A 21,607-nucleotide genomic window follows, 5' to 3' on the forward strand; every position below is an offset into this window, starting at 1 on the left:
GGTGCGGTCAAGGCAGCAGCGCCGCGCGCGCCGCGCCGCGCTCCAGCACCGCCTTGGCGGCCAGGGTCACCAGCGCCAGCAGCGCCAGCAGCGCGGCCACCGCGAAGGCGCCGACGAACTGGTACTCGTTGTAGAGGATCTCGACATGCAGCGGCATGGTGTTGGTCTCGCCGCGGATATGGCCGGAGACGACGGAAACCGCGCCGAACTCCCCCATGGCGCGGGCATTGCACAGCAGCACGCCGGAGAGCAGCGCCCAGCGGATCTGCGGCAGCGTCACGCGGAAGAAGCTCTGCCAGCCCGAGGCGCCGAGGGTCGCCGCCGCCTCCTCCGCCTCCCGCCCCTGATCCTGCATCAGCGGGATCAGCGTGCGGGCGACGAAGGGGAAGGTCACGAACAGCGTCGCCAGCACCAGCCCCGGCACGGCGAAGATGATCTGCACATCATGGGCGGCGAGGAAGGGGCCGAACCAGCCATGCGCGCCGAACAGCAGCACCCAGACCAGGCCGGAGATCACCGGGGAGACGGAGAAGGGCAGCTCCACCAGCGCCAGCAGCAAAGCGCGGCCGGGGAAGCGGTAGCGCGCGATGCACCAGGCGCCGGCCAGCCCGCCCAGCGTGTTGACCGGCACGGCGATGGCGGCAACCAGCAGGGTGAGGCGGATGGCGGCCAGCGCATCGGGGTCGGACAGCGCCGCCCAGACCGGCGACCAGCCGCGGCGCAGCGCCTCGGTGAAGATGGCGGCCAGCGGCAGCAGCAGGAACAGCGCGGCCAGCAGCAGCGCCGAGCCGACCAGCAGGGCGCGCAGCCAGGCGGGCTCGGCGGCGGCCGGCCTCATGCGCGGCGCCAGACCCGCTGGGCCAGGTTCAGGGCCAGCAGCATCAGGAAGGACAGCGCCAGCATGGCCAGCCCGACCGCGGCGGCGCCGGCATAGTCGAACTGCTCCAGCCGCGTCACGATCAGCAGCGGCGCGATCTCGCTCCACATCGGCGTGTTGCCGGCGATGAAGATGACGCTGCCATACTCGCCGATGGCGCGGGCCGAGGCCATGGCGAAGCCGGCCAGCAGCGCCGGGGCCAGCGCCGGCAGCACCACGCGCCACAGCGTCTGGCCGCGGCTGGCGCCGAGCGTCGCCGCCGCCTCCTCGGCCTCGGGCGGCAGGTCGCGCAGCACCGGCTCCACCGTGCGGACAACGAAGGGCAGGCCGACAAAGCCCATGGCCAGCGCCACGCCGAGCGGGGTGTAGGCCACCTTGACGCCGAGCGCCGCCAGCGGCGCGCCGAGCCAGCCATTCGGCGCGTAGAGCGCGGTCAGCGCCAGGCCGGCGACGGCGGTGGGCAGGGCGAAGGGCAGGTCGACCATGCCATCCAGCAGGCGCCGGCCGGGGAAGCGGTAGCGCACCAGCACCCAGGCGATCAGCAGCCCCAGCGGCACATTCACCGCCGAGGCCGCCAGGGCGCCCAGGAAGGAGAGGCGCAGCGCCGCCAGCACGCGCGGCTCGGTCACCGAGTGCCAGAGGCCGAGCGGCCCCAGCTCCAGCGGCCGCAGCAGCAGGGCCAGCAGCGGCAGCAGCACCAGCCCGCCCAGCCAGACCAGCGTGACGCCGAGGCTGAGGCCGAAGCCGGGCAGCGGGTCGCGGCGGGTCAGGCGCATGCGGGGGCGCTTGTCCTGCTCATCGTCCGGGCTGGTAGATCCGGTCGAACAGCCCGCCATCGTCGAAATGCCGCGCCTGGGCGCGCTGCCAGCCGCCGAAGGCGGGGTCGTCGATGGTCGCCAGCTCCAGCCGCGGGAAGCGGTCGCCGGCGGCGGCCAGCGCCGCCGCGTCGCGCGGGCGGTAGTAGTGCTTGGCCGCCAGCGCCTGGCCTTCCGGCGCGTAGAGCGCCTGCAGATAGGCCTCGGCCAGGGCGCGGGTGCCGCGGCGGTCGACATTGCGGTCGACGACCGCGACCGGCGGCTCGGCCAGAATGGAGAGGGAGGGATAGACGATGTCGAATTTGTCGGCGCCGAACTCGGCGAAGGCCAGATGCGCCTCATTCTCCCAGGCGAGCAGCACATCGCCCTGGCCGCGCTGCACGAAGCTGGTGGTGGAGCCGCGCGCGCCGGTGTCCAGCACGGGCACGTTGCGGAACAGGGTGGTCAGGTAGTCCTGCGCCGTGGCCTCGCTGCCGCCGGGCTGGCGCAGCGCCCAGGCCCAGCCGGCGAGGTAGTTCCAGCGCGCCCCGCCCGAGGTCTTCGGGTTGGGCGTGACCACGGCGACACCCGGCCGCACCAGATCGCCCCAGTCGCGCAGCCCCTTCGGATTGCCCTTGCGCACCAGGAAGACGATGGTGCTGGTGTAGGGGGCGCTGTTCTGCGGCAGGCGGGATTGCCAGCCGGGATCGATCAGCCCGCGCGCGGCGATGGCGTCGATGTCATAGGCCAGGGCCAGGGTGACGACATCGGCCTGCAGCCCGTCGATCACCGCCCGCGCCTGGCGGCCGGAGCCGCCATGCGAGGCATTGGCGCGGATGGACTGCCCGGTCTGGGCGCGCCAGCGCTCGGCGAAGGCGGCGTTGAACTCGCGGTAGAATTCCCGCGTCGGGTCATAGGACACGTTCAGCAGCTGCGACGCGGCCTGGGCGGCGGCGAGGCGAGGCCAGGCCGCGCCACCCAGCGCAGCACCCAGCATGACACGGCGGGACACAGCAAGGCGGGTCATCCTGACCTCCTCTCTCCGCTGCGCCGATCATCCGGAAGGACGCGGCGCGATGCAATGACTCTCTGGGGCGTCGCGCGGCGCTCAGCCGAGCAGGTCGGCGTGGTAGCGCTGCGCCACATCGGGATGCGAGCGCAGGCGGCCTTTCAAATAATTGGCACCGACATTGCGGAAGAGCGGATTCTCCGGATCGCTCGCCGGCCCCTTCGCCTCGGCCGCCAGCTCCGGCGGCAGGTCGAGCAGCGGCACCTCGGAATCCAGCCGCGCGCCGAGGAAGAAGGCGATGGAGTGGCGATCGCGACCGGCGGGCGGGCTGACGACGCGGTGCACGGTGGCCTTCAGATAGCCATTCGAGGCCAGCTCCAGCAGCTCGCCGATATTGACGACGAAGGTGCCGGGCAGCGGCACGGCGTCGACCCAGCCTTCCGGCTTCTCCACCTGCAGCCCGCCAATGTCATCCTGCAGCACGAAGGTCAGCAGGCCGCTATCCTTGTGCGAGCCGACGCCCTGATCGGCATCGCCGCGCTCGACGCCGGGATAGCGGATGATCTTCATGGTCTGGTTCGGGCTGCCCTCATAGATCGGGCGCAGCGCCTCGGGGTCGCCCACCAGCGCCTCGGTGAAAGCGCGCACCAGGCGGATCGCCACCTCGGTCAGGCGCGCCTGCCATTCCAGCAGGGTCGGGCGCAGCTCGGGCAGCGCCGCGTCGGGCCAAAGGTTCGGGCCCTGCAGCCGCGCCCAGCCGGGCGTGCCGGGGCCGATGGGCAGGGCTTCGCGCTCGGCATGGATGTCGAACTGCTCGCGCCAATCGGGCTTGCCGCGGGTGAGCTCCAGGCCGGCGCGGTTGTAGCCGCGGAAATGCGGCGAGTGGATCATCTGCACCTTCAGCTTCTCGGCCTCGGGCAGCTCAAAGAAGCGGCGCGAGACCTCGCGCACCCGCGCCTCCAGCTCGGCCGGCACGCCATGGCCGGTGAGGTAGAAGAAGCCGACATCGCGCGCCGCCTGGCGCAGTTCGCGCAGGAAGCCGGCCCGCTGCTCCGGGCCGCCCTCAAGCCGGCTGATGTCGAGCAGCGGAAGATTGGTGCGCGCAGGCGCGTCGAGCGTGGCAGACATCGGCATCGTTCCCTCTGACGCGCGGCCGCAGGCCCGCGCGTGAACTGACAGAAAAAAGAAAGGGGGCCCGGGGGAAATTCATTTCCCCCGGACTTTTCTTGTTGTGCTCAGGCCGCCGCCCTGACGGTGCCCGCCGCTTCCAGCCCGCGCAACAGATCGGCGCGGATATCCTCCGGATGTTCGAGCCCGATGGAGAGCCGCACATAACCCGGCGTCACCCCCGTCGCCGCCTGTTCCTCGGCGGAGAGCTGCGAATGGGTGGTGCTGGCCGGGTGGATGGCCAGGCTGCGGGCATCGCCGATATTGGCGACGTGGTAGAGCAGCTGCAGCGCGTCGATGAAGCGCGCGCCGGCCTCGCGCCCGCCGGCCAGCTCGACGCCGACCAGCCCGCCGAAACCGCCGGTGAGGTAGCGATCGGCGCGCGCGCGGGCCGCACCGCCCTGCTGCGAGGGATGGATGACCCGCACCACTTCCGGCCGCTTCGCCAGCCAGGCGGCGATCTCGGCGGCGGTGTCGCTGTGGCGGCGGATGCGCAGCGGCAGGGTCTCGATGCCCTGCAGGATCTGGAAGGCGTTGAAGGGCGAGAGCGGCGCGCCGAGATCGCGCTGCACCGAGGAGCGCACGGCGGCGATGTAGGGCTGCACGCCGAGCTTCGGCGCCGCCTCCACCCAGATGGCGCCGTGATAGGAAGGGTCGGGCTCGGTCAGCAGCGGCTGGCGCGCGGGGTGTGCGGACCAGTCGAAATTCCCGCCATCGATGATGGCGCCGGCGATGGTGGTGCCGTGGCCGCCGAGATATTTCGTCGCGGAATAGACCACGATCGCCGCGCCATGCGCGAAGGGCCGCGCCAGTAGGGGTGCGGCGGTGTTGTCGAGGATCAGCGGAATGCCGAGCGGGCGGCCGATCGCCGCGACCTCGGCGATCGGGAAGGCGACGAGCTTCGGGTTGGGCAGGGTCTCGCCGTAATAGGCGCGGGTGCGGTCATCGGTGGCGCGGCGGAAATTCTCCGGATCGGCGGGGTCGACGAAACGCACCTCGATGCCCTGGCGCTTCAGCGTGTTGGCGAAGAGGTTCCAGGTGCCGCCATAGAGATCGGTGGAGGAGACGATGTTGTCCCCGGCGCGCGCCAGCGCCAGCACGGCGAAGGCCGAGGCCGCCTGACCGGAGCCGAGGGCCAGCGACGCAGCGCCGCCCTCCAGCGCGGCCAGGCGCTGCTCCAGCACATCGACCGTCGGGTTGCCGGTGCGGGAATAGATGAAGCCCAGCTGCTCCAGCGCGAAGAGGGAGCGGGCATGCTCGCTGCTCTCGAACTGGAAGGAGGTGGTCTGGTAGATCGGCACGGCCACCGCGCCATTCTCCGGCGCGGCGCGCCAGCCGGCATGCAGGGCCAGGGTCTCGGGATGCAGTGTCTCAGGGTGCCGGCGTTTCTCGCTCATGCGGGCGTTTCCTTCTGCGTCAGTCGGAGAGGCCGAGCAGCGACAGCGCCTGGCGGCGCAGCGCCACCAGATGCGGGTCGTCGCGATGCCGCGGATAGGGGCGGTCCACCACCAGCTCGGCGGTGATGCGGGCCGGGCGGGGCGAGAAGACGATGACGCGCTGCGCCAGGATCAGCGCCTCCTCGACATCATGCGTCACCAGCAGCGCGGTGAGGCCGGAGCGCTGCCACAGCCGCACCAGCTCGGCCTGCATCGACAGCCGCGTCAGGCTGTCGAGCTTGCCCAGCGGCTCGTCCAGCAGCAGCAGGCGCGGGTCGTTGACCAGCGCGCGGGCGAGCGCCACGCGCTGCGACATGCCGCCCGAGAGCTGGTGCGGATAGGCGGTTTCGAACCCCGTCAGCCCGACCAGGTCGATGGCTTCCTGGATGCGGTGGCCATGGCTTTTCAGCAGGCCGCGCGCCTCCAGCCCCAGCGCTACATTGGCGCGCACGGTGCGCCAGGGGTAGAGCGTCGGGTCCTGGAAGACCAGGACGCGGGAGGGGTCGGGCCGGTCGATCACCGCGCCATCGCCCAGCACCTGGCCGGAGACGGGGCGGTCGAGCCCGGCCAGCAGGCGCAGCAGGGTCGATTTGCCGCAGCCTGAGGGGCCGAGGAGGGCGACGAACTCGCCCGGCCGGACATCGAGCGAGACATCCTCCAGCACCGGCAGCGGCCGGCCCTCGAGCTGGAATTCCTGATGGGCGTTGCGGATCGCCACCGCCATGCCGGCGGCGTCGGGCGTCTGTCGCAGGGCGCTGCTCACCACCGGACGGTCCCCTTCTGCCAGGCGAGCACGCGGTCGCGGCCCTTGAACAGCAGGGTGACGAGGGTGGAGCACATCAGCGCCATCACCAGCAGCGCGGCATACATGTTGCCATAGGCGGCCCAGCCCTGGGCCCATTGCAGATACCAGCCGAGGCCGGCCTTCACGCCCAGCATCTCGGCCACGACGAGCACGGAGAAGGAGGCGCCGAGGCCCATGAACAGGCCGACAAAGACCTGCGGCAGCGCCGCCGGCACCGCCACCTTCAGCACCAGGAAGCGCTGCGAGGCACCGAGGGTGCGGGCGATGTCGTAATAGGCCTTGTTGACGCCGGCGACGCCCGACCAGGTCAGCACGGTGACCGGGAACCAGGTGGCCAGCGCCACCAGGAAGGTGCTGGCGCTGCCCGAGGAAGGGAAGGCGAAGAAGGCGACCGGCAGCCAGGCGGTGGCCGGCAGCGGCCCGACCAGGCGCAGCACCGGATGCACCCAGTAGCCGATGGCGCGCGACCAGCCGAGCGCGACGCCGGCCACGAAACCCGCCGCGGCGCCGATGGCGTAGCCGGTGAGCAGCAGCCAGAGCGAGCGGAGGACACTTTCGCCGAGGCGCGGCCAATCCTCCAGATAGACTTCCAGCAGCCCCTGGGGCGAGGCGAAGAAGGGCAGCGGCAGCAGGGCGTATTTCGCCGTCACCAGCTCCCAGCCGGCGAGCGCCAGGCCGAGCACGGTGAGCCAGGGCCCGGCCAGGCGCAGGCGCTGCCCGGCGCGGCCGAGCCAGGGCGCGCTAAAGGCGGCCAGCAGCAGCGCCGCGCCCAGCAGCGCGGCGCCGAGGCCGAGCTCCTGGGTGCGGCCGACCTCGATCTCATCGGGCAGCAGGAAGGTGACCAGGCCGGCGGCGAGCCAGGCGAGGCCGGCCAGCAGCCCGCCCCACCACAGGCCCGGCCGGGCGCGCAAGGCGAGGCCGGGGGCGACCCCGGCCTGGAAGGTCGTGCTGCTCATGCCGGGATGCTCAGCACATCGGCGGTGACACGCTCGGCGAAGCGGGCCGGGTCGGTATTGGCGCGCAGCACGCCGACCGCCTTCAGCTCCTGGGCGTAATACTGGATCTCGCGCCGGATATCGGCGCCGGCGGGGCTGTGGCCATGGGTGTGGCTCTGCAGCATGGCGATCAGGTCCTCGCGGTTCACCCGGCCGGGCGCGTAGTCCATGAAGGCATCGGCGGCGATGCGCGGATCGCTGGCCGAGAGGTGCTGCGCCTCGATCAGCGCGCGGGTCAGGGCGGCGACGGTGCGCGGCTCGCTCTTCAGCAGGCCGCCGGAGACGCCGATGATGCAGCAGGCCAGATTGGCCCATTCGCCGGAGAGGTTGGTGGCGACCTCGACCAGCTGCTTGTCGCGCACCAGGGTCCAGGCGATCGGGTCGCCGGCGGCGAAGAGCTGCGCCTCGCCGCGGTCCAGCGCCAGGCCGAAGACATGCGCCGGGAAGACGCGCCAGGTGACGTCGCGATCCGGGTCGATGCCGTTGCGCTTCAGCAGCATGGAGAAGAAGTTCTTGTCGGCGCCGGCCATGTCGGAGACGGCGATGGTCTTGCCGCGCACCGAGTTCAGGTCGGTCGACAGCCCGACGGCGGCGGGGCCGGCGAGCCGCATGCAGCCGCCATGGGTGCCGCCGGTGATCTTGACGTCGAAGCCCATCTCCAGCGGCTTCAGCCAGCGCAGCGCCATGCCGACGCCGGCATCGGCCTTGCGGGTGGCGATGGCTTCCAGCAGCGCCTCGGTGGAGCCGCCGAAATTCACCAGCTCCACATCGAGCCCGTGGCGGGCGAGGATGCCGCTGCGGCGGGCGACCTCGATCGGCGAGGTGCAGATGGAGGTGGCGTTCCAGGCGAGCGTCAGCTTGCGCGGCGCCTGGCCGGGTGCCGCGGCGCTCACCGGCGTCAGGCATCGACCCTCGCTGTCCAGCATCGCCTCGAAGGCCCGGCGCTCGGCGCTGAGCGGCATGAAGCCGGCCAGCGGCATGGCGAGGCCGGCGGAGCCGAGGGCGGCCAGCAGCCGGCGGCGCGGCAGCGTGGCGTTCCCCTGCGGGGCGGGGGCGGGGCGGAAGGGCATGGCGCCTCCTGGCAGCGATACCACGGTGTGGATTCGCGTTTTGAACCGGAGGAGATTAGAAATTCACAGTTACAACTGAGTCAATAAGTTTATTTCGCGCCGCAACAGCCCCCGAGCCCTCCGGACCCTGCGTAGCCGGACCAAACCCGCCGATAAAACCACGAAAAAAGATCGCGAAAAAAACCCGTGCAGCGCCCCGCCTCCCCACCGAACGGCGGCAGCCCGAAAAAAAACCTCCGCACCCGGGGGGTGCGGAGGTCGGTCGGGGGAAAAGGGCCCGGGGGTCAGGCGGCGCGGACCTCGGTGACGAAATTGCCGACCTCGCCCGTCAGGTGCTCGGCCTGGCGCGACAGCTCGGAGGCGGCGGCCAGCACCTGCTGGGCGGCGGCGCCGGTCTCGGCCGAGCCCTGGCGCAGCGCATCGACATTGCTGCTGACCTGCTCGGTCGCCTGGGCGGTGTGCTGCACGGTGCGGGCGATCTCGGTGGTGGCGCTGCTCTGCTCCTCCACCGCCGCGGCGATGGCCACCGCGATGCTGCTGACCTCCTCGATGGTGCGGGAGATCTCGCCAATGGCGGCGACCGCCTGCTGCGTCGCCGCCTGGATCTGGCCGATCTGGCTGCCGATCTCCTCGGTCGCCTTGGCGGTCTGCCCGGCCAGCGACTTCACCTCGGAGGCGACGACGGCGAAGCCCTTGCCGGCCTCGCCGGCGCGCGCCGCCTCGATGGTGGCGTTCAGGGCGAGGAGGTTGGTCTGGCCGGCGATGTCGGAGATCAGCTTGACCACATCGCCGATCTTCTGCGCGCCGGCGGCGAGCGTCTGCACGGTGGCGTCGGTGCGCTGCGCGTCCTCCACGGCGCGGCCGGCGACCTGCGTCGCCTGGCCGACCTGGCGGCTGATCTCCTGGATCGAGGCGGCCAGCTCCTCGGCCGCGGCGGCGACGGTGCGCACGCCGCCGCTGGCCTCGCCGGCGGCGCCCGCCACCAGCCCGGCCTGGTCATTGGTGGCACCCGCCGTGCTGGTCATGGAGCGGGCGGTCGCCTCCAGCTCGGAGGAGGCGGAGGAGACGATGCCGACCATCTCGCCCACCTTGCCCTCGAAGCCGCGCACCAGCGCCTCCAGCCGGGCGGCGCGGCGGGCGCGCTCGGCCTGGGCGGCGGCCTCGGCCTCCTGCATGCGCACGCGCTCGATGGAGTTCTGGCGCAGCACCTCGACGGCCTGGGCCATCTCGCCCACCTCGTCGTCGCGGCCGGCATGCGGCACGGCCTGGTCCAGCGCGCCGGCGGCGATGCCGGTGACGCTGGCGGTCAGCTCCCGCACCGGGGCGACCAAGCGACGCAGCAGCAGCAGCACGCCGCCGAGCGCCGCCAGCACCGCCAGCAGGGCCAGGCCCAGGCTGACCACCAGGTTGAACTGCGCGGTGGCCGCGGCGGTGTCGCCGCGATGCACCGCCTCGTCCAGCGCGGCGTCGCGCAGCGGCACCAGCTTGGCCAAAGCGGGCGCGGTCCAGCCGGCGAAATCGGCGCTGGTCATCGGCCAGGCCGGCGGGTTGGCCGGGGTGGCCAGGCGAAGCTGCGCCACCTGCAGCACGGCGCGGTAGCGCGGCTCCTCGCGGTCGAAATACTCGGTGCGGGCGCGGGCCATGGCGGCGTCCAGCCCCGGATTGCCGAGCGCCGCGGCCAGCCGCTCGGTCGCGTCCCAGGCCTGGGCGATGCGGCCATTCAGCACCAGCCCGTCGGCGACGCGGCCGGCGTCCAGCGTGGGGGCGGCCAGGATCTCGCGGATCAGCAGGCTGCGGCCGCCGGCATCGTCGCGCGCCGCCATGGCCAGCCGCGCCGCCTGGGCCAGCAGCGCCACGGCGGGGGCGGAGCTGGCGATGCGCGCCTCGGCGGTGCGGGCGACGCCTTCCATGCGGTCGCCGGCCTCGGTGCGGTTGGCCAGCACGGCGGTCACCAGCGCCTCGTCGCCGCGGCTGCGGGAGACGGCCTCGGCGACACGGGCGCGCAGCCGGATCATGGCCTGCAGCGTCTGCTCGACCGGGCCGGCATCCAGCCCCTCGGCCGCCACATTGTCGCGGGCGTTGCGCAGCGCGGTGTCGGTGGCCCGGGCGCTGGCCTCCAGCACCGCCGCATCCGCCCGGCCGCTGCGCGCGGCGCTGGTCAGCAGCCCGCTCTCCACCGCCAGCGCGGTGTAGGCGCGCAGCGCCTCGCTGACCACGCGGGTGGAGATGGTGGCCTGCTCGGCCATGCGCCAGGACGACCAGGCGCGGCTGGCCTGCCAGCTCAACCCTGCCGCACCCGGCAGGGCAATGGCGGTGAAGCCGGCGAGCAGAAGGGTACGGATACGCATGTGGCTAGTCCTCCAATGCACGCCTTCTGCACCCCGATCGTTAATCACTGCTGAATCCGCCCAAGCGAAACCCAAGCAATTCAAGCGAATCCGGTCCCATTTTTATTCAGACTTGTGCGCAGAACTGTATTCAGTTACGCCAGCGTGGTGACCGAGAGCCCCGCCCCCGCCCGCACCGCCGACCGTGTGCATGAGCTGGTCAAGGCCATGGCCGTCACCTACCGCCTGCCGCCGGGCGAGCGGATCAACGAGGTGGAGCTGGCCCGGCTGCTCGGCGTCAGCCGCACCCCGCTGCGGGAGGCGCTGAACCGCCTGGCGGCGGAGGGCTTTCTCAGCGCCACGGCGCATCGCGGCTACAGCGTGCGGCCGCTGGACCCGGCGCAGGTGATGGCGCTCTACGAATACCGCGCGGTGCTGGAGACGGGGGCGCTGCGCCTGGCCTGCCTGCGCGCCGGCGATGCCGAGATCGCGGAGCTGACCGCCTTCGCCGAGCGCAGCCGCGACGCGCCGGAGGGCGACCGCCACGCGCTGCGCCTGCTGGCGCTGGACGAGGCCTTCCATGAGCGCCTGGCCGCCCTGTCGGGCAATGCGGAAATGCTGCGGGCGCTGCGGGCGCTGAACGAGCGGATCCGCTTCATCCGCTGGATCGACATGCGCGAGGGGCGGCGCGACGTGACGCAGCAGGAGCATCTGCGCATCCTGGCGCATCTGGCGGCGCGCGAGGCGGAGCCGGCCTGCCGGCTGATGCAGCGCCATATCGCGCGCCGGCTGGACCAGATCGGCGCCATGATCCGCGCCGGCTTCGCCGAGATCTACACCGGCAACGCCCTGGCCGCCGCCGCCGGGCTGCCCGCCGAACCGCCCTTTCCCACCCCACATCCCAGCCAGGAGAAGGAATGACCATGCGCGCGATCTTCGTGGATGCCGGCGAGGCCCTGGGCGCGGTGATGCGCCGCCTGCGGCGCGACACCGACATGGACGTCACCATCAATGTCCAGCCCGATGTGACGCCGGAGCAGCTGCCGGCGCTGGTCGCGGGGCATGACATCGTCATCATCGACCACACCGCGCTGCCCACCGCCATCGCGAAGCAGATCCCCTCGCTGAAGCATGTGGTGTTCCTCGGCACCGGGGCGCGCAGCTACATGAACCCCGAGGAGCTGAAGGCCGAGTGCGGCATCGAGGTGCACATCATCAAGGGCTATGGCGACACCGCCGTGGCCGAGATGGCCTTCACCCTGATGTGGGTCGCCGCCAAGGGCATTGCGCGGATGGATCGCGGCATGCGCAACGGCCAGTGGCTGCGCACCGATGGCGTGGAGCTGACCGGCAAGACGGTCGGCCTGCTGGGCTATGGCGGCATCGCCGCCGAGATGGCGCGGCTCTGCCGCGGCGCCGGCATGAAGGTGATCGCCTGGAACCGCTCGCCCAAGACCGCCGAGGGCGTCGAATTCGTCGAGCTCGACCGGCTGCTGGCCGAGAGCGACGTGCTTTCCATCCACCTGCTGCTGAATGACGAGACGCGCGGTTTCCTCTCGGCCGAGAAGCTGGCGAAGCTGAAGCCCAGCGCGCTGCTGGTGAACACCGCGCGCGGCGCGGTGGTGGATGAGGCGGCGATGGTCGCCGCGCTGCGCGAGGGGCGGCTCGCCCATGCCGCGCTCGACGTCTTCGACATCGAGCCGCTGCCGCCCGGCCATGTGCTGACCACGGTGGAGAATGTCACCCTCTCCGCCCATTCCGCCTTCCGCACGCCGGAGGCCAGCGACAACCTGATCGAGGCGTCGCTGAACCATTGCCGCCGCATCGCCGCGGAAGGGAAGTGAGCGCCATGGCCGGGATCACCCGCCTCGACCAGAATGCCCGCCGCTCGCGCGCCGTCATCCACAATGGCACGGTCTATCTGGCCGGGCACACGGCGGATGACCGCAGCGCCGACGTCGCCGGTCAGACCCGCCAGGTGCTGGCCAAGATCGACGAGATGCTGGCGGCCGCCGGCAGCGGGCGCGAGAAGCTGCTGAGCATCACCATCTGGCTGGCCGACATGGCGGATTTCGCCGCCATGAACGAGGTCTATGATGCCTGGGTGGTACAGGGACACACCCCGGCACGCTGCTGCGGCGAGGTGAAGCTCGCCCTGCCCGACATCCGCGTCGAGATCATGGCCATAGCGGCGCTCTGAGCACGTCGTCGGCCCTGCCCTTTCGGGCGGGGCCGGATCGCGGCGCGGCGGCTTTGCGCGGCGGGGTTTTCTGGCAGAATGCCCGCCATGCCGAGTGACACCGCCGCGCCGATCGCCGCCCCGCCCGCAACGCCCCTGCATGTCGCCATCCTGGGCGCCGGGATCGAGGGGTTGTGCAGCGCCCTCGAGCTGCTGCGCGCCGGCCATCGCGTCACCCTGCTGGATCCCGGCACACCGGGCGGCGAGCAGGCGGCGAGCTATGGCAATGCCGGCTGGTTCTCCTCCATGTCCGTGCTGCCGCCGAGCGCGCCGGGGCTGTGGCGCAAGGTGCCGGGTTTCCTGGCCGATCCGCTGGGGCCGCTGGCCATCCGCTGGTCGCATCTGCCGCGCGCCCTGCCCTGGCTGCTGCGCTACCTCGCCGCCGGCGCGACCGAGGCGAAGCTGCTGCGCATCGCGCAATCGCTGCGGCCGCTGCTGAAGGAGTCCCCCGTGCTGCACGCGGCGCTGGCGCGCGAGGCCGGGGTGCCGGAGCTGGTCGAGCAGCGCGGCCTGATGCATGCCTATGCCAGCCGCGCGGGTTTCGAGGCCGAGGCGATGGCCTGGCGCATCCGGCGCCAGGTCGGCGTCACCTGGCGCGAGGTGGAGGAGGCCGAGCTGCGCGCCGCCGAGCCGCATCTGACCGCCGATTACCGCTTCGCCGTGCTGATCGAGGAGGCGGGGCGCTGCCTCGACCCCGGCGCCTATGTCCGCGCCCTCTTCGCCCTGGCGCAGAGCCGGGGCGCCGCCTTCCGCCAGGTGGCGGCGCGCGGCCTGCGCATCGAAAGCGGCACGCTGCGCGGCGTTTCGCTCGCCGATGGCAGCGCGCTGGACTGCGACGCCGCGGTGATCGCCGCCGGGCTGCGCTCCGCCCCGCTGGCCGCCCAGGCGGGGGACCGCGTGCCGCTGCAGGGCGAGCGCGGCTATCATGTGATGCTGATGGGCACGCAGCTCGGGCCGCAGCGCTCGATGCAGCTCTCGGGCGCCAAGATGGTGGTGAACGCCATGCGCGACGGGCTGCGCGCCGCCGGCCAGGTGGAGATCGCCGGCCCCGACGCCGCGCCCAACTGGAAGCGCGCCGAGATCCTGCGCGACCATCTGCTGCGCGCCTTCCCCGATCTGCCCAACCCCTTCCCGCCCGAGCGCGTGAAATTCTGGATGGGCCAGCGGCCGAGCACGCCCGACGGCATGCCCTGCCTCGGCCCCAGCCGCGCCACGCCGCGCGTGATCCACGCCTTCGGCCATGGCCATGTCGGCATGGTGGGCGGGCCGCGCACCGGGCGGATCGTGGCGCAGCTGCTGTCGGGGCAGGCGCCGGAAATCCCGATCGAGCCCTTCGCCGCATCGCGCTTCCGCTGAGGCGCGGCATGTCCCGCCCGGCCCTGCCCCCCAGCCTCTATGCCGAGACCGCCCTGCCGGCCGAACCGGCCCCACCGCTCCCGTGCGAGCTTCGCGCGCCGGTCGCCATCATCGGCGGCGGCTTCACCGGCCTGTCCTGCGCGCTGCACCTGGCCGAGCGCGGCGTCGCCGCGGTGCTGCTGGAGGCGGCGGAGCCGGGCTGGGGCGCCTCCGGCCGCAATGGCGGGCAGGTCAATCCCGGGCTGAAACCGGACCCGGACCAGGTGGTCGCCGATCATGGCGAGGATCTCGGCGAGCGCATGCTGGCGCTGTCCTATGGCGCGCCGGACCGGGTGTTCGATCTGGTGCGGCGCCATGGCATCGATTGCGCGGCGCGGCAGAGCGGCACGCTGCGCGCCGCCCTCCTGCCGGCCGGCGCCCGCGCGGCGGAGGCCAGTGCCACGCAATGCGCCCGGCGCGGCATGCCGGTGGCGTATCTGGACGGCGCCACCACCACCCGGCGCACCGGCACGCCGCGCTATGCGGGGGCGATGTGGGATCCGCGCGGCGGGCACCTGAACCCGCTGTCCTATGCGCGCGGCCTGGCGCGGGCCGCGGCGGGGCTGGGCGCGCGGATCCATGCCGGCAGCCCGGCCTTGTCGCTGCGGCGGGAGGGCGCGCTGTGGCGCATCGCCACCCCCGGCGGCGCCGTGCTGGCGGAGCAGGTGGTGCTGGCCACCAATGGCTATACCGGCGATCTCTGGCCCGGGCTGCGGCAGAGCGTGGCGCCGGTGTTCAGCTCGATCATCGCCAGCGAGCCCCTGCCGCCGGCGCTGGCCGATGAAGTGCTGCCGGCGCGCTCCGCCGTGTATGAAAGCGGGCACATCACCGTCTATTACCGGCTGGACGAGGCCAATCGCCTGCTGATGGGCGGGCGCGGCCCGCAGCGCCCGATCGGCGATGCCGCGCCGGTGCGCTACCTGGCTGATTACGCCGAGCGGCTTTGGCCGCGCCTGGCCGGGCTGCGCTGGACCCATGGCTGGAACGGGCAGCTGGCCATGACGGCGGATCACTACCCGCATCTGCACGAGCCGGTGCCGGGGCTGCTGGCGGCGCTCGGCTACAATGGCCGCGGCGTCGCCATGGCGACCGCGATGGGGCATGAGCTGGCGCGGCGGCTCTGCGGCACGGCACAGGCGGAGATCGACATGCCGTTCAGCCCGGTGCGGCCGATGCGATTCCATCGGTTCTGGCGGGTCGGGGTGGCGGCGGTGGTGTGGAAGGGGCGTCTGAGAGATACAATCGGGTTTTAAGTCATCTTCTTTTTCTGAAGAAAAAGAAGCAAAAAGACTTTATCAGTTGGGCGTCCCGCTTCAGGCCATCAGCGGGACGCCAACTGATAAAAGTTTTTTGGTTCTTTTTTCCAAAAAAGAACGCTTCCGGAGACCACCATGACCTTCCTGATCATCGCCCATGACGGCACCGACGAGGCCGCGCTGGAGCGCCGCATGGCCGCCCGCCCGGCGCATTTCGAGCGCGCGGCGGCCGAGGCCGCGTCCGGGCGACTGATCGTCGGCGGGGCGATCCTGGACGAGGCCGGGAAGATGGTGGGCTCGTCGCTGCTGCTGAAGGTGGCGGACGAGGCGGCGGCGCGGGCCTGGATCGCGGCCGATCCCTACAGCACGGGCGATGTCTGGCGGCAGATCGAGATCCGCCCCTTCCGCATCGCCCCCCTGCCCTACCACACCCTGCCGCAACCCTGAGGGCATTGCCGCCGCCCGAGGGAAGCGTCCCGCCTCCACACCAGACGGCGGCAGCCCGAAAAAACTACTTGGTGCCGTAGAGGCGGTCGCCGGCGTCGCCGAGGCCGGGGCGGATATAGGCGTGGTCATCCAGCTCCCGGTCGATGGAGCAGGTGAAGATGGGCACGTCCGGATGCGCCTCGGTCAGCACGCGCAGGCCCTGCGGCACGGTCAGCAGGCAGGCGAAGCGCAGCTGGGTGGCGCCGGCCTGCTTCAGGCGGGACAGCGCCGCCGCGGCTGAGTGGCCGGTGGCCAGCATCGGGTCGACCACGATCACCAGGCGCTCGGCGATGTCGTCCGGCAGCTTCAGGTAGTACTCCACCGGCACCAGCGTCGCCGGGTCGCGGTAGAGGCCAATATGGCCGACGCGGGCGGAGGGGACGAGGTCGAGCATGCCCTCCATGATGCCGTCGCCGGCGCGCAGGATGGAGACGATGCAGAGCTTCTTGCCGGCCAGGATCGGGGCCTGCATGGTCTCCAGCGGCGTCTCGATCTCGGTGGTCTCGATCGGCAGGTCGCGGGTCAGCTCATAGGCCATCAGCAGGCTGATCTCGCGCGCCAGGCGGCGGAACTCGCCGGTCGAGGCGTGCTTCTGCCGCATCAGCGTCAGCTTGTGTTGCACCAGCGGATGCTGGATCACGGTCACATCGCCGGTGATGTGCGGCGCGTCGGTCATGGTCGGTACTTCCATCAGAACACGGTTCCATCGCTGGCGACGGTGAGGGGCGGGCCGCCCCCCGGGCGCTTCTCGCGGGCGATGCGGCGTCCGGCGGCCCAGGAGCCGCCCTCCAGCACGCAGGCCAGCGGCAGGGCGGCGGCATCCAGGCCCAGCCGGTCGCGCACCGCCTCGGCAAGCCGGTCCAGCAGCGCGACCGTCAGGGCCCGCCACTCGACGATCGCCGGATGGTCCACGGGCAGGGTTTGCCGCGCCAGGGCGGGGTCGCGCAAGGCCAGCACGCCCAAATCCAGCAGCAGGCCGCCATTGCGGTATTCCGGCAGGCCGGTCAGGGCGTCGAGCGCCAGCACCGGAATGCCGGCTTCCTCGACCACCTCGGCCAGGGAATAGCTCAGCCATTGGGAGAGCTTGTGGAAGGGCACCAGGCCCGGCGCCGGGCCCTCCGGCGCGGCCAGGGGGTGGCGCCAGACATCGCCCAGGTTTTCGCCATCCAGCGTCAGGCGGGCGGGCCAGATCGGCGCCAGGCCTTCCAGCACCGCCTGCAGGATGGCGGCGGCGGGCAGGCCGGCAGGGGTCGCCCGGGCGCGCAGATGGTCGAACAGCCCGCCGGGGCGCGGGTGCCCGGCGCCGAACAAAGCGGGGTTCTGTTCCAGGGCCTCGCCCAGGTTGCGCAGCAGGGCGGCGCGTCCCTCCAGGCCCTCCAGCGGGTTCTTGTCCGTGACCTGGAAGGCGGCGGCGAGGCGGGGGGCGTCGAGGGCGCGCAGCGCGGCGGCGTCGACGCGCAAGGGGTCGGCGGGGTCGCCCGAGAAAAGCCCGGCGGCGAAGGCGTGCAGACTGGCGACGCCGAGGCCCTCGGAGCGGGCGAGGCGCGTGCCGTCGGGCTCGGTGTAGGACCATTCGGACCCGGCGCCGGCATCGAGCAGGACAGAGACGACGCAGAGGTCGAAGCGGCGGCGGGCGGTCTCGGCCGGGTCTTCGCCAGCGAGGCGTGCGGCCAGGGCGCCCCAGCGATCCGTGCCGCCGGCGGCGAAGTGGCGCCAGCGCGCGTGATAGGGGATGCGCAGATCGGGGTAGTTCCGCCGGATGGTGTCCGCGACGTAGTCGGCGGCCCCGGGCAATTTCTCGGGGTGACAGGTGAAATGCGGCAGCTCGTCCCGCATGGCGAGGTCGAGCAGAGCGTGGCAGCGGGCGCGGATGGTGTCCGGCCGGCGCAGCAGGGCGACGGTCTCGCTCAAGCGGGGAGATCCCAACTGACAGAAAGAAGAAGGGGGTGCAGGGGGAATTCATTCCCCCTGCCCTTTTTCCTGCTGCTGTTCACAATGCCCTCCCCTTGGCGATGGCGAGTTCCGCCGCGTCCGGCACCGCTTCGGTGAAGTAGCCGGCGGCCTTCTTCGCATCCATCTCGACCCGCGCATCGGCGGGGATGAGTTCGTCGGGGATGGGGATGCGCTGCACCACCTGGATGCCGCTCTGCACGATGGGGGCGAATTTCATGTTGCTCATGGAGACGAGGCGGTCGATGCGGGTGATGCCGAGCCAGTGGAGCACATCGGGCATCAATTCCTGGAAGCGCATGTCCTGCACGCCGGCGACGCATTCGGTGCGGGTGAAATAGGCCTCGGCGCGGTCGCCGCCTTCCTGGCGTTTGCGCGCGTTGTAGACAAGGAACTTCGTGACCTCGCCCAGCGCACGGCCTTCCTTGCGGTTGTAGACGATGAGGCCGATGCCACCTTCCTGCGCCATGCCGATGCAGGCCTCGATGCCGTGCGCCAGATAGGGGCGGCAGGTGCAGATGTCGGAGCCGAAGACGTCCGAGCCGTTGCATTCATCGTGGATGCGACAGGCGATCTGCGTCTCCGCCCTGCCGAGTTTCTCTGTGTCGCCGAAGAGATAGACCGTCATGCCGCCGATGGGCGGCAGGAAGACCCGCAGATCGGGGCGGGTGACGAGTTCGGGGAACATGCCGCCGGTCTGCTCGAAGAGGTTGCGGCGCAGCTCGGTCTCGGAGACGCCGAAACGCGCGGCGATGCCGGGCAGCCACCAGACCGGCTCGATGGCGATCTTGGTGACGCAGGCATCGCCATTGGCCAGCAGTACCGTGCCATCCGGGTTCAGCCGCCCGGCGCGCATCGCCTCGGTCAGCTCGGGCATGTTGATATGGGCGCGGGTGACGGCGATGCTCGGGCGGATGTCGAGGCCGGCGGCGATGGCACCGGCATAGAGGTCCGGCACCAGATGGCCGAAGGGGTCGAGCGAGACGATTTTTTCCGGATCGCCCCAGGCGGGAAACGGGCCGATCGGCACGGCGGGGCGGGTGTTGTGGAAATCCGGCCGGTGGTCCGCCTTCAGCTGGCCGGAGGCGACGGCCAGCGCGCGGTACAGGGCGTAGGAACCGGCATGGGTGCCGATGGCGTTGCGCGCGGCCGGGTCCTGCAGCGTTGCCACCACCGGGCCGCGCTGCAGCGGGTCGGCGGCGCCCCAGTTCAGGGCGGGCGCCGTGGCCGCGCCGGGCTTGGGGTGCGAGGTCAGGATGATCGGGCGGGGCACGGCGCCCTTGCCGTCGCGCAGGCGGTTCAGGCTGCTCATCGTGGCGTATCACCTCGGACAGAGGCGGCCCGGGCCGGGATGGCCGGGTGCGGCCGTGAATCGAGGCTAGGTTTTTGCTGACCGATTGGTCAAGTTTCTTGCCAAGCCCGTGGTGACGGGGTTTCGCTGCGGAGATGGGTGGCAGAATGACCAAAAGCGCGGCAGAGCAGCCCGGGGCGCGGGCCCGGCAGCGCGCGGCGCGGCGGGCGCAGATCCTGGCCGCCGCCGAGCGGGTCTTCGCCGAGGCCGGGTTCGAGGGCGCCAGCATGGCCGCCATCGCCGCGGAGGCCGGGCTGCCCAAGGCCAATCTCCACTATTATTTCGGCACCAAGGAGGCGCTCTACGCCGCGCTGCTGCGGGAACTGCTGGGGCTGTGGCTGTCCGCCACCGAGGCGATCCGCCTCGAAAGCGACCCGGCCGAGGCGCTGACGGCCTATGTGCGGGCCAAGATGGCCTGGTCGCGCAGCCGGCCGCTGGCCTCGCGCGTCTTCGCCAATGAGGTGCTGCATGGCGCGCCGGTACTGGACGCCGAATTCGCCGGGCCGATGCGCCAGCTGGTGGAGGAGAAGTCGCGCGTGCTGCAGGGCTGGATCGAGCAGGGGCGGATGGCGCCGATCGCGCCGCAGCACCTGTTCTTCGCGCTGTGGGCGATGACCCAGACCTATGCCGATTTCGCCGCGCAGATCCGGCCCGTCCTCGGGGTGGATGCGCTGGGCGAGGCCGAGTTCGCGGCGGCGACCGAGACGGTGCTGCGGCTGGTGCTGCGCGGCTGCGGCCTGCCGGCCCCCTGACAGAGCCGCCCCCGCTAACGCGGAGTTTTGCCGCGCGGGGCGGCGGACCGTTCCAGTTGCGCAACTCCTGTTCTAGGCTGATCATCGCACAAGCAACGCCCACCGAAAAACAAAGCCGGGCGTCGGAGGGAGAAGGTTCATGAAAGAGCTGCGTCGTCGCGGCCTGCTGGCCGCCGGCCTCACCGCCGGGCTGTCCGCCCCGCTCATCCTGCCGGGCACGGCCCGGGCACAGGCGCGCTATCCCAACCGCCCGATCACGCTGATCTGCCCCTGGGGCGCCGGCGGCGGCACCGATGCCACGGCGCGCATCATCGCGGCGCTGCTGGAGAAGGATCTCGGCCAGCCGATCAATGTGGTGAACCGCACCGGCGGCAATGGCGTGGTCGGGCATTCCGCCATCGCGACGGCGCCGGCGGATGGCTACACCATCGGCATCCTGACGGTGGAGATCGCCATGCTCCGCCATGCCGGGCTGACCCAGCTGAGCTGGCAGGACTACACGCCGATCGGGCTGATGAACGAGGATCCGCCGGGCGTGCAGGTCAGCGCCTCGGCCCCCTGGCAGGACATCAAGGCGCTGGCGGAGGCGATCAAGGCCTCGCCGCCCGGGCGGTATAAGGCCTCCGGCACCGGGCAGGGCGGCATCTGGCATCTCGGCCTGGTGGGGTGGCTGCAGGCGATGGGCCTGAAGCCCGACCATGTGCGCTGGGTGCCCTCGAATGGCGCGGCGCCGGCGATGCAGGACCTGGCGGCGGGCGGGGTCGACATCGTCACCTGCTCGGTGCCCGAGGCGCGGGCGATGCTGGATGCCGGGCGGGCGCGCAGCCTCGCCATCATGGCGGCGCAGCGCAATCCGCAATTCGCCCAGGTGCCGACGCTGAACGAGACGCTGGGCATCCGCCACGCGACCGGCGCCTGGCGCGGCATCGCCGGGCCGAAGAACCTGCCCGACGGCATGCGCCAGACCCTGACCGCGGCGCTGGAGCGCGCCTACAACAGCAGCGAATACCGCGACTTCATGAACGCCCGCGGCTTCGGCACGGTCTGGGCCGATGCCGGCGGCTTCGCCAGCTTCATGGGCGAATCCGACAAGGCGATGGGCGAGGCGATGCGCGCCGCCGGCCTGGCGCGCGGCTGAGCCGCGGCGGGCGCGGCCGCCCGGTCCGGCGCCGCGCCCGCACGCTGTCCCTCTCCTCCTGCCAAGGGAGCGCCCTGTCATGCGGGTGAATGACGCGGTCCTCGGCCTCGCGCTGCTGTTGCTGGCGGGCGCCGTATTCGGGACCACCTTCTCCTTCCCCTCCTTCCCCGGCCAGGATTACGGGCCGGCGCTGTTCCCGCGGCTGCTGGCCGGCGGGCTGGCACTGTGCGGGCTGGTGCTGCTGCCGCGCGGCCTGGCGGCGCGCCGCGCCGGCGGGCCCTGGCTGGCGCTGGAGGGCTGGATGCGCCAGCCGACGCCGCTGCTCTCCTTCCTGCTGATGCCGCTCGGCGCGCTGGCCTATCTGCTGCTGGCCGAGCCGCTGGGCTTCCTGCCGGTCGCCTTCCTGCTGCTGCTCGGCCTGTTCCTGTGGTTCGGGGCGGGCTGGCGGCGGGCGCTGCCGGTCGCGCTGCTGTCGACCTGGCTGGTGCACTGGTTCTTCGCCGGGCTGATGCGGGTGCCGCTGCCGCGCGGCCCGCTGCCCGATCTTTTCCTGTGACGGG

General features: G+C 71.9%; 21 protein-coding genes. 9 read left to right on the forward strand and 12 right to left on the reverse strand.

The genetic code is table 11. The features are described from left to right. Window positions 1-7 precede the first annotated feature (7 nt). The 9 genes from cysW to QE401_RS00860 form a co-directional block, all read right to left on the reverse strand. The gene (cysW, locus tag QE401_RS00820) at window positions 8-838 is read right to left on the reverse strand and encodes a sulfate ABC transporter permease subunit CysW (RefSeq protein WP_307136355.1); all 831 of its coding nucleotides are present in this window, start codon (window positions 836-838) and stop codon (window positions 8-10) included. Continuing rightward, complete coding sequence (gene cysT / locus QE401_RS00825) at window positions 835-1,653, reverse strand: sulfate ABC transporter permease subunit CysT (protein ID WP_307136356.1); 819 nt, start codon at window positions 1,651-1,653, stop codon at window positions 835-837. The genes cysW and cysT overlap by 4 nt, the downstream gene beginning before the upstream one ends. Before the next feature lie 19 nt (window positions 1,654-1,672). Continuing rightward, the gene (locus tag QE401_RS00830) at window positions 1,673-2,698 is read right to left on the reverse strand and encodes a sulfate ABC transporter substrate-binding protein (protein WP_307136357.1); all 1,026 of its coding nucleotides are present in this window, start codon (window positions 2,696-2,698) and stop codon (window positions 1,673-1,675) included. An 81-nt stretch (window positions 2,699-2,779) separates the two neighbouring features. Continuing rightward, the gene (locus tag QE401_RS00835; protein ID WP_307136358.1) at window positions 2,780-3,814 is read right to left on the reverse strand and encodes an isopenicillin N synthase family dioxygenase; all 1,035 of its coding nucleotides are present in this window, start codon (window positions 3,812-3,814) and stop codon (window positions 2,780-2,782) included. A 101-nt stretch (window positions 3,815-3,915) separates the two neighbouring features. Continuing rightward, window positions 3,916-5,244, reverse strand: coding sequence for an O-acetylhomoserine aminocarboxypropyltransferase/cysteine synthase family protein (locus QE401_RS00840; RefSeq protein ID WP_307136359.1), 1,329 nt, complete (start codon window positions 5,242-5,244; stop codon window positions 3,916-3,918). 19 nt (window positions 5,245-5,263) lie between these two features. Next, window positions 5,264-6,007: an ABC transporter ATP-binding protein gene (locus QE401_RS00845; RefSeq protein WP_307136738.1), complete on the reverse strand. Its 744-nt coding sequence runs from the start codon at window positions 6,005-6,007 to the stop codon at window positions 5,264-5,266. Between the two features lie 35 nt (window positions 6,008-6,042). Then, the gene (locus QE401_RS00850; RefSeq protein WP_307136360.1) at window positions 6,043-7,044 is read right to left on the reverse strand and encodes an ABC transporter permease; all 1,002 of its coding nucleotides are present in this window, start codon (window positions 7,042-7,044) and stop codon (window positions 6,043-6,045) included. Further along, window positions 7,041-8,153 carry an ABC transporter substrate-binding protein gene (locus QE401_RS00855; protein WP_307136361.1) on the reverse strand — a complete coding sequence of 371 codons (1,113 nt, stop codon included), beginning with the start codon at window positions 8,151-8,153 and terminating at the stop codon, window positions 7,041-7,043. The genes QE401_RS00850 and QE401_RS00855 overlap by 4 nt, the downstream gene beginning before the upstream one ends. A gap of 284 nt (window positions 8,154-8,437) precedes the next feature. Then, on the reverse strand, window positions 8,438-10,501 hold the full coding sequence (locus tag QE401_RS00860) for a methyl-accepting chemotaxis protein (protein ID WP_307136362.1): 2,064 nt from the start codon (window positions 10,499-10,501) through the stop codon (window positions 8,438-8,440). A gap of 147 nt (window positions 10,502-10,648) precedes the next feature. On the opposite strand from QE401_RS00860, the gene QE401_RS00865 reads away from it, so the two are divergent. The 6 genes from QE401_RS00865 to QE401_RS00890 all read left to right on the forward strand — a co-directional run bounded on the left by QE401_RS00865 (window position 10,649) and on the right by QE401_RS00890 (window position 15,817). Beyond that, on the forward strand, window positions 10,649-11,401 hold the full coding sequence (locus QE401_RS00865; RefSeq protein ID WP_307136363.1) for a GntR family transcriptional regulator: 753 nt from the start codon (window positions 10,649-10,651) through the stop codon (window positions 11,399-11,401). Window positions 11,402-11,403: 2 nt separating this feature from the next. Further along, window positions 11,404-12,324 (forward strand): NAD(P)-dependent oxidoreductase, encoded by a 921-nt coding sequence (locus tag QE401_RS00870; RefSeq protein ID WP_307136364.1) that lies wholly within the window; start codon window positions 11,404-11,406, stop codon window positions 12,322-12,324. Between the two features lie 5 nt (window positions 12,325-12,329). After that, the gene (locus QE401_RS00875) at window positions 12,330-12,680 is read left to right on the forward strand and encodes a RidA family protein (RefSeq protein ID WP_307136365.1); all 351 of its coding nucleotides are present in this window, start codon (window positions 12,330-12,332) and stop codon (window positions 12,678-12,680) included. Between the two features lie 87 nt (window positions 12,681-12,767). Beyond that, entirely contained in the window at window positions 12,768-14,075 is a 1,308-nt protein-coding gene (locus QE401_RS00880) for an NAD(P)/FAD-dependent oxidoreductase (protein ID WP_307136366.1), read from the forward strand. A gap of 8 nt (window positions 14,076-14,083) precedes the next feature. Continuing rightward, window positions 14,084-15,367, forward strand: coding sequence for an NAD(P)/FAD-dependent oxidoreductase (locus QE401_RS00885; protein ID WP_307136367.1), 1,284 nt, complete (start codon window positions 14,084-14,086; stop codon window positions 15,365-15,367). A 138-nt stretch (window positions 15,368-15,505) separates the two neighbouring features. Continuing rightward, complete coding sequence (locus QE401_RS00890; protein ID WP_307136368.1) at window positions 15,506-15,817, forward strand: YciI family protein; 312 nt, start codon at window positions 15,506-15,508, stop codon at window positions 15,815-15,817. A gap of 64 nt (window positions 15,818-15,881) precedes the next feature. Here the strand turns inward: QE401_RS00890 and upp are convergent, their stop codons facing one another. The 3 genes from upp to QE401_RS00905 form a co-directional block, all read right to left on the reverse strand. Beyond that, on the reverse strand, window positions 15,882-16,547 hold the full coding sequence (gene upp, locus QE401_RS00895; RefSeq protein WP_307136369.1) for a uracil phosphoribosyltransferase: 666 nt from the start codon (window positions 16,545-16,547) through the stop codon (window positions 15,882-15,884). After that, complete coding sequence (locus tag QE401_RS00900; protein WP_307136370.1) at window positions 16,547-17,767, reverse strand: URC4/urg3 family protein; 1,221 nt, start codon at window positions 17,765-17,767, stop codon at window positions 16,547-16,549. Before QE401_RS00900 ends, upp begins: the two co-directional genes overlap by 1 nt. Window positions 17,768-17,846: 79 nt before the next feature. Continuing rightward, entirely contained in the window at window positions 17,847-19,118 is a 1,272-nt protein-coding gene (locus QE401_RS00905; RefSeq protein ID WP_307136371.1) for a GTP cyclohydrolase II, read from the reverse strand. 146 nt (window positions 19,119-19,264) lie between these two features. On the opposite strand from QE401_RS00905, the gene QE401_RS00910 reads away from it, so the two are divergent. The 3 genes from QE401_RS00910 (at window position 19,265) to QE401_RS00920 (ending at window position 21,603) form a co-directional block, all read left to right on the forward strand. Beyond that, complete coding sequence (locus QE401_RS00910) at window positions 19,265-19,909, forward strand: TetR/AcrR family transcriptional regulator (RefSeq protein WP_307136372.1); 645 nt, start codon at window positions 19,265-19,267, stop codon at window positions 19,907-19,909. Window positions 19,910-20,048: 139 nt separating this feature from the next. Next, complete coding sequence (locus tag QE401_RS00915; protein WP_307136373.1) at window positions 20,049-21,047, forward strand: Bug family tripartite tricarboxylate transporter substrate binding protein; 999 nt, start codon at window positions 20,049-20,051, stop codon at window positions 21,045-21,047. Between the two features lie 79 nt (window positions 21,048-21,126). Continuing rightward, window positions 21,127-21,603, forward strand: coding sequence for a tripartite tricarboxylate transporter TctB family protein (locus QE401_RS00920; protein ID WP_307136374.1), 477 nt, complete (start codon window positions 21,127-21,129; stop codon window positions 21,601-21,603). Window positions 21,604-21,607: the final 4 nt, after the last annotated feature.

Origin of the sequence: Pseudoroseomonas cervicalis (assembly GCF_030818485.1) — a bacterium.
Lineage (GTDB): Bacteria > Pseudomonadota > Alphaproteobacteria > Acetobacterales > Acetobacteraceae > Pseudoroseomonas > Pseudoroseomonas cervicalis_A.

Coding starts and splice junctions, on each gene's coding strand:
- cysW (WP_307136355.1), bottom strand. CDS start 838: ATGAGGCCGGCCGCCGCCGAGCCCGCCTGGCTGCGCGCCCTGCTGGTC.
- cysT (WP_307136356.1), bottom strand. CDS start 1,653: ATGCGCCTGACCCGCCGCGACCCGCTGCCCGGCTTCGGCCTCAGCCTC.
- QE401_RS00830 (WP_307136357.1), bottom strand. CDS start 2,698: ATGACCCGCCTTGCTGTGTCCCGCCGTGTCATGCTGGGTGCTGCGCTG.
- QE401_RS00835 (WP_307136358.1), bottom strand. CDS start 3,814: ATGCCGATGTCTGCCACGCTCGACGCGCCTGCGCGCACCAATCTTCCG.
- QE401_RS00840 (WP_307136359.1), bottom strand. CDS start 5,244: ATGAGCGAGAAACGCCGGCACCCTGAGACACTGCATCCCGAGACCCTG.
- QE401_RS00845 (WP_307136738.1), bottom strand. CDS start 6,007: ATGGCGGTGGCGATCCGCAACGCCCATCAGGAATTCCAGCTCGAGGGC.
- QE401_RS00850 (WP_307136360.1), bottom strand. CDS start 7,044: ATGAGCAGCACGACCTTCCAGGCCGGGGTCGCCCCCGGCCTCGCCTTG.
- QE401_RS00855 (WP_307136361.1), bottom strand. CDS start 8,153: ATGCCCTTCCGCCCCGCCCCCGCCCCGCAGGGGAACGCCACGCTGCCG.
- QE401_RS00860 (WP_307136362.1), bottom strand. CDS start 10,501: ATGCGTATCCGTACCCTTCTGCTCGCCGGCTTCACCGCCATTGCCCTG.
- QE401_RS00870 (WP_307136364.1), top strand. CDS start 11,404: ATGCGCGCGATCTTCGTGGATGCCGGCGAGGCCCTGGGCGCGGTGATG.
- QE401_RS00875 (WP_307136365.1), top strand. CDS start 12,330: ATGGCCGGGATCACCCGCCTCGACCAGAATGCCCGCCGCTCGCGCGCC.
- QE401_RS00880 (WP_307136366.1), top strand. CDS start 12,768: ATGCCGAGTGACACCGCCGCGCCGATCGCCGCCCCGCCCGCAACGCCC.
- QE401_RS00885 (WP_307136367.1), top strand. CDS start 14,084: ATGTCCCGCCCGGCCCTGCCCCCCAGCCTCTATGCCGAGACCGCCCTG.
- QE401_RS00890 (WP_307136368.1), top strand. CDS start 15,506: ATGACCTTCCTGATCATCGCCCATGACGGCACCGACGAGGCCGCGCTG.
- upp (WP_307136369.1), bottom strand. CDS start 16,547: ATGGAAGTACCGACCATGACCGACGCGCCGCACATCACCGGCGATGTG.
- QE401_RS00905 (WP_307136371.1), bottom strand. CDS start 19,118: ATGAGCAGCCTGAACCGCCTGCGCGACGGCAAGGGCGCCGTGCCCCGC.
- QE401_RS00910 (WP_307136372.1), top strand. CDS start 19,265: ATGACCAAAAGCGCGGCAGAGCAGCCCGGGGCGCGGGCCCGGCAGCGC.
- QE401_RS00915 (WP_307136373.1), top strand. CDS start 20,049: ATGAAAGAGCTGCGTCGTCGCGGCCTGCTGGCCGCCGGCCTCACCGCC.
- QE401_RS00920 (WP_307136374.1), top strand. CDS start 21,127: ATGCGGGTGAATGACGCGGTCCTCGGCCTCGCGCTGCTGTTGCTGGCG.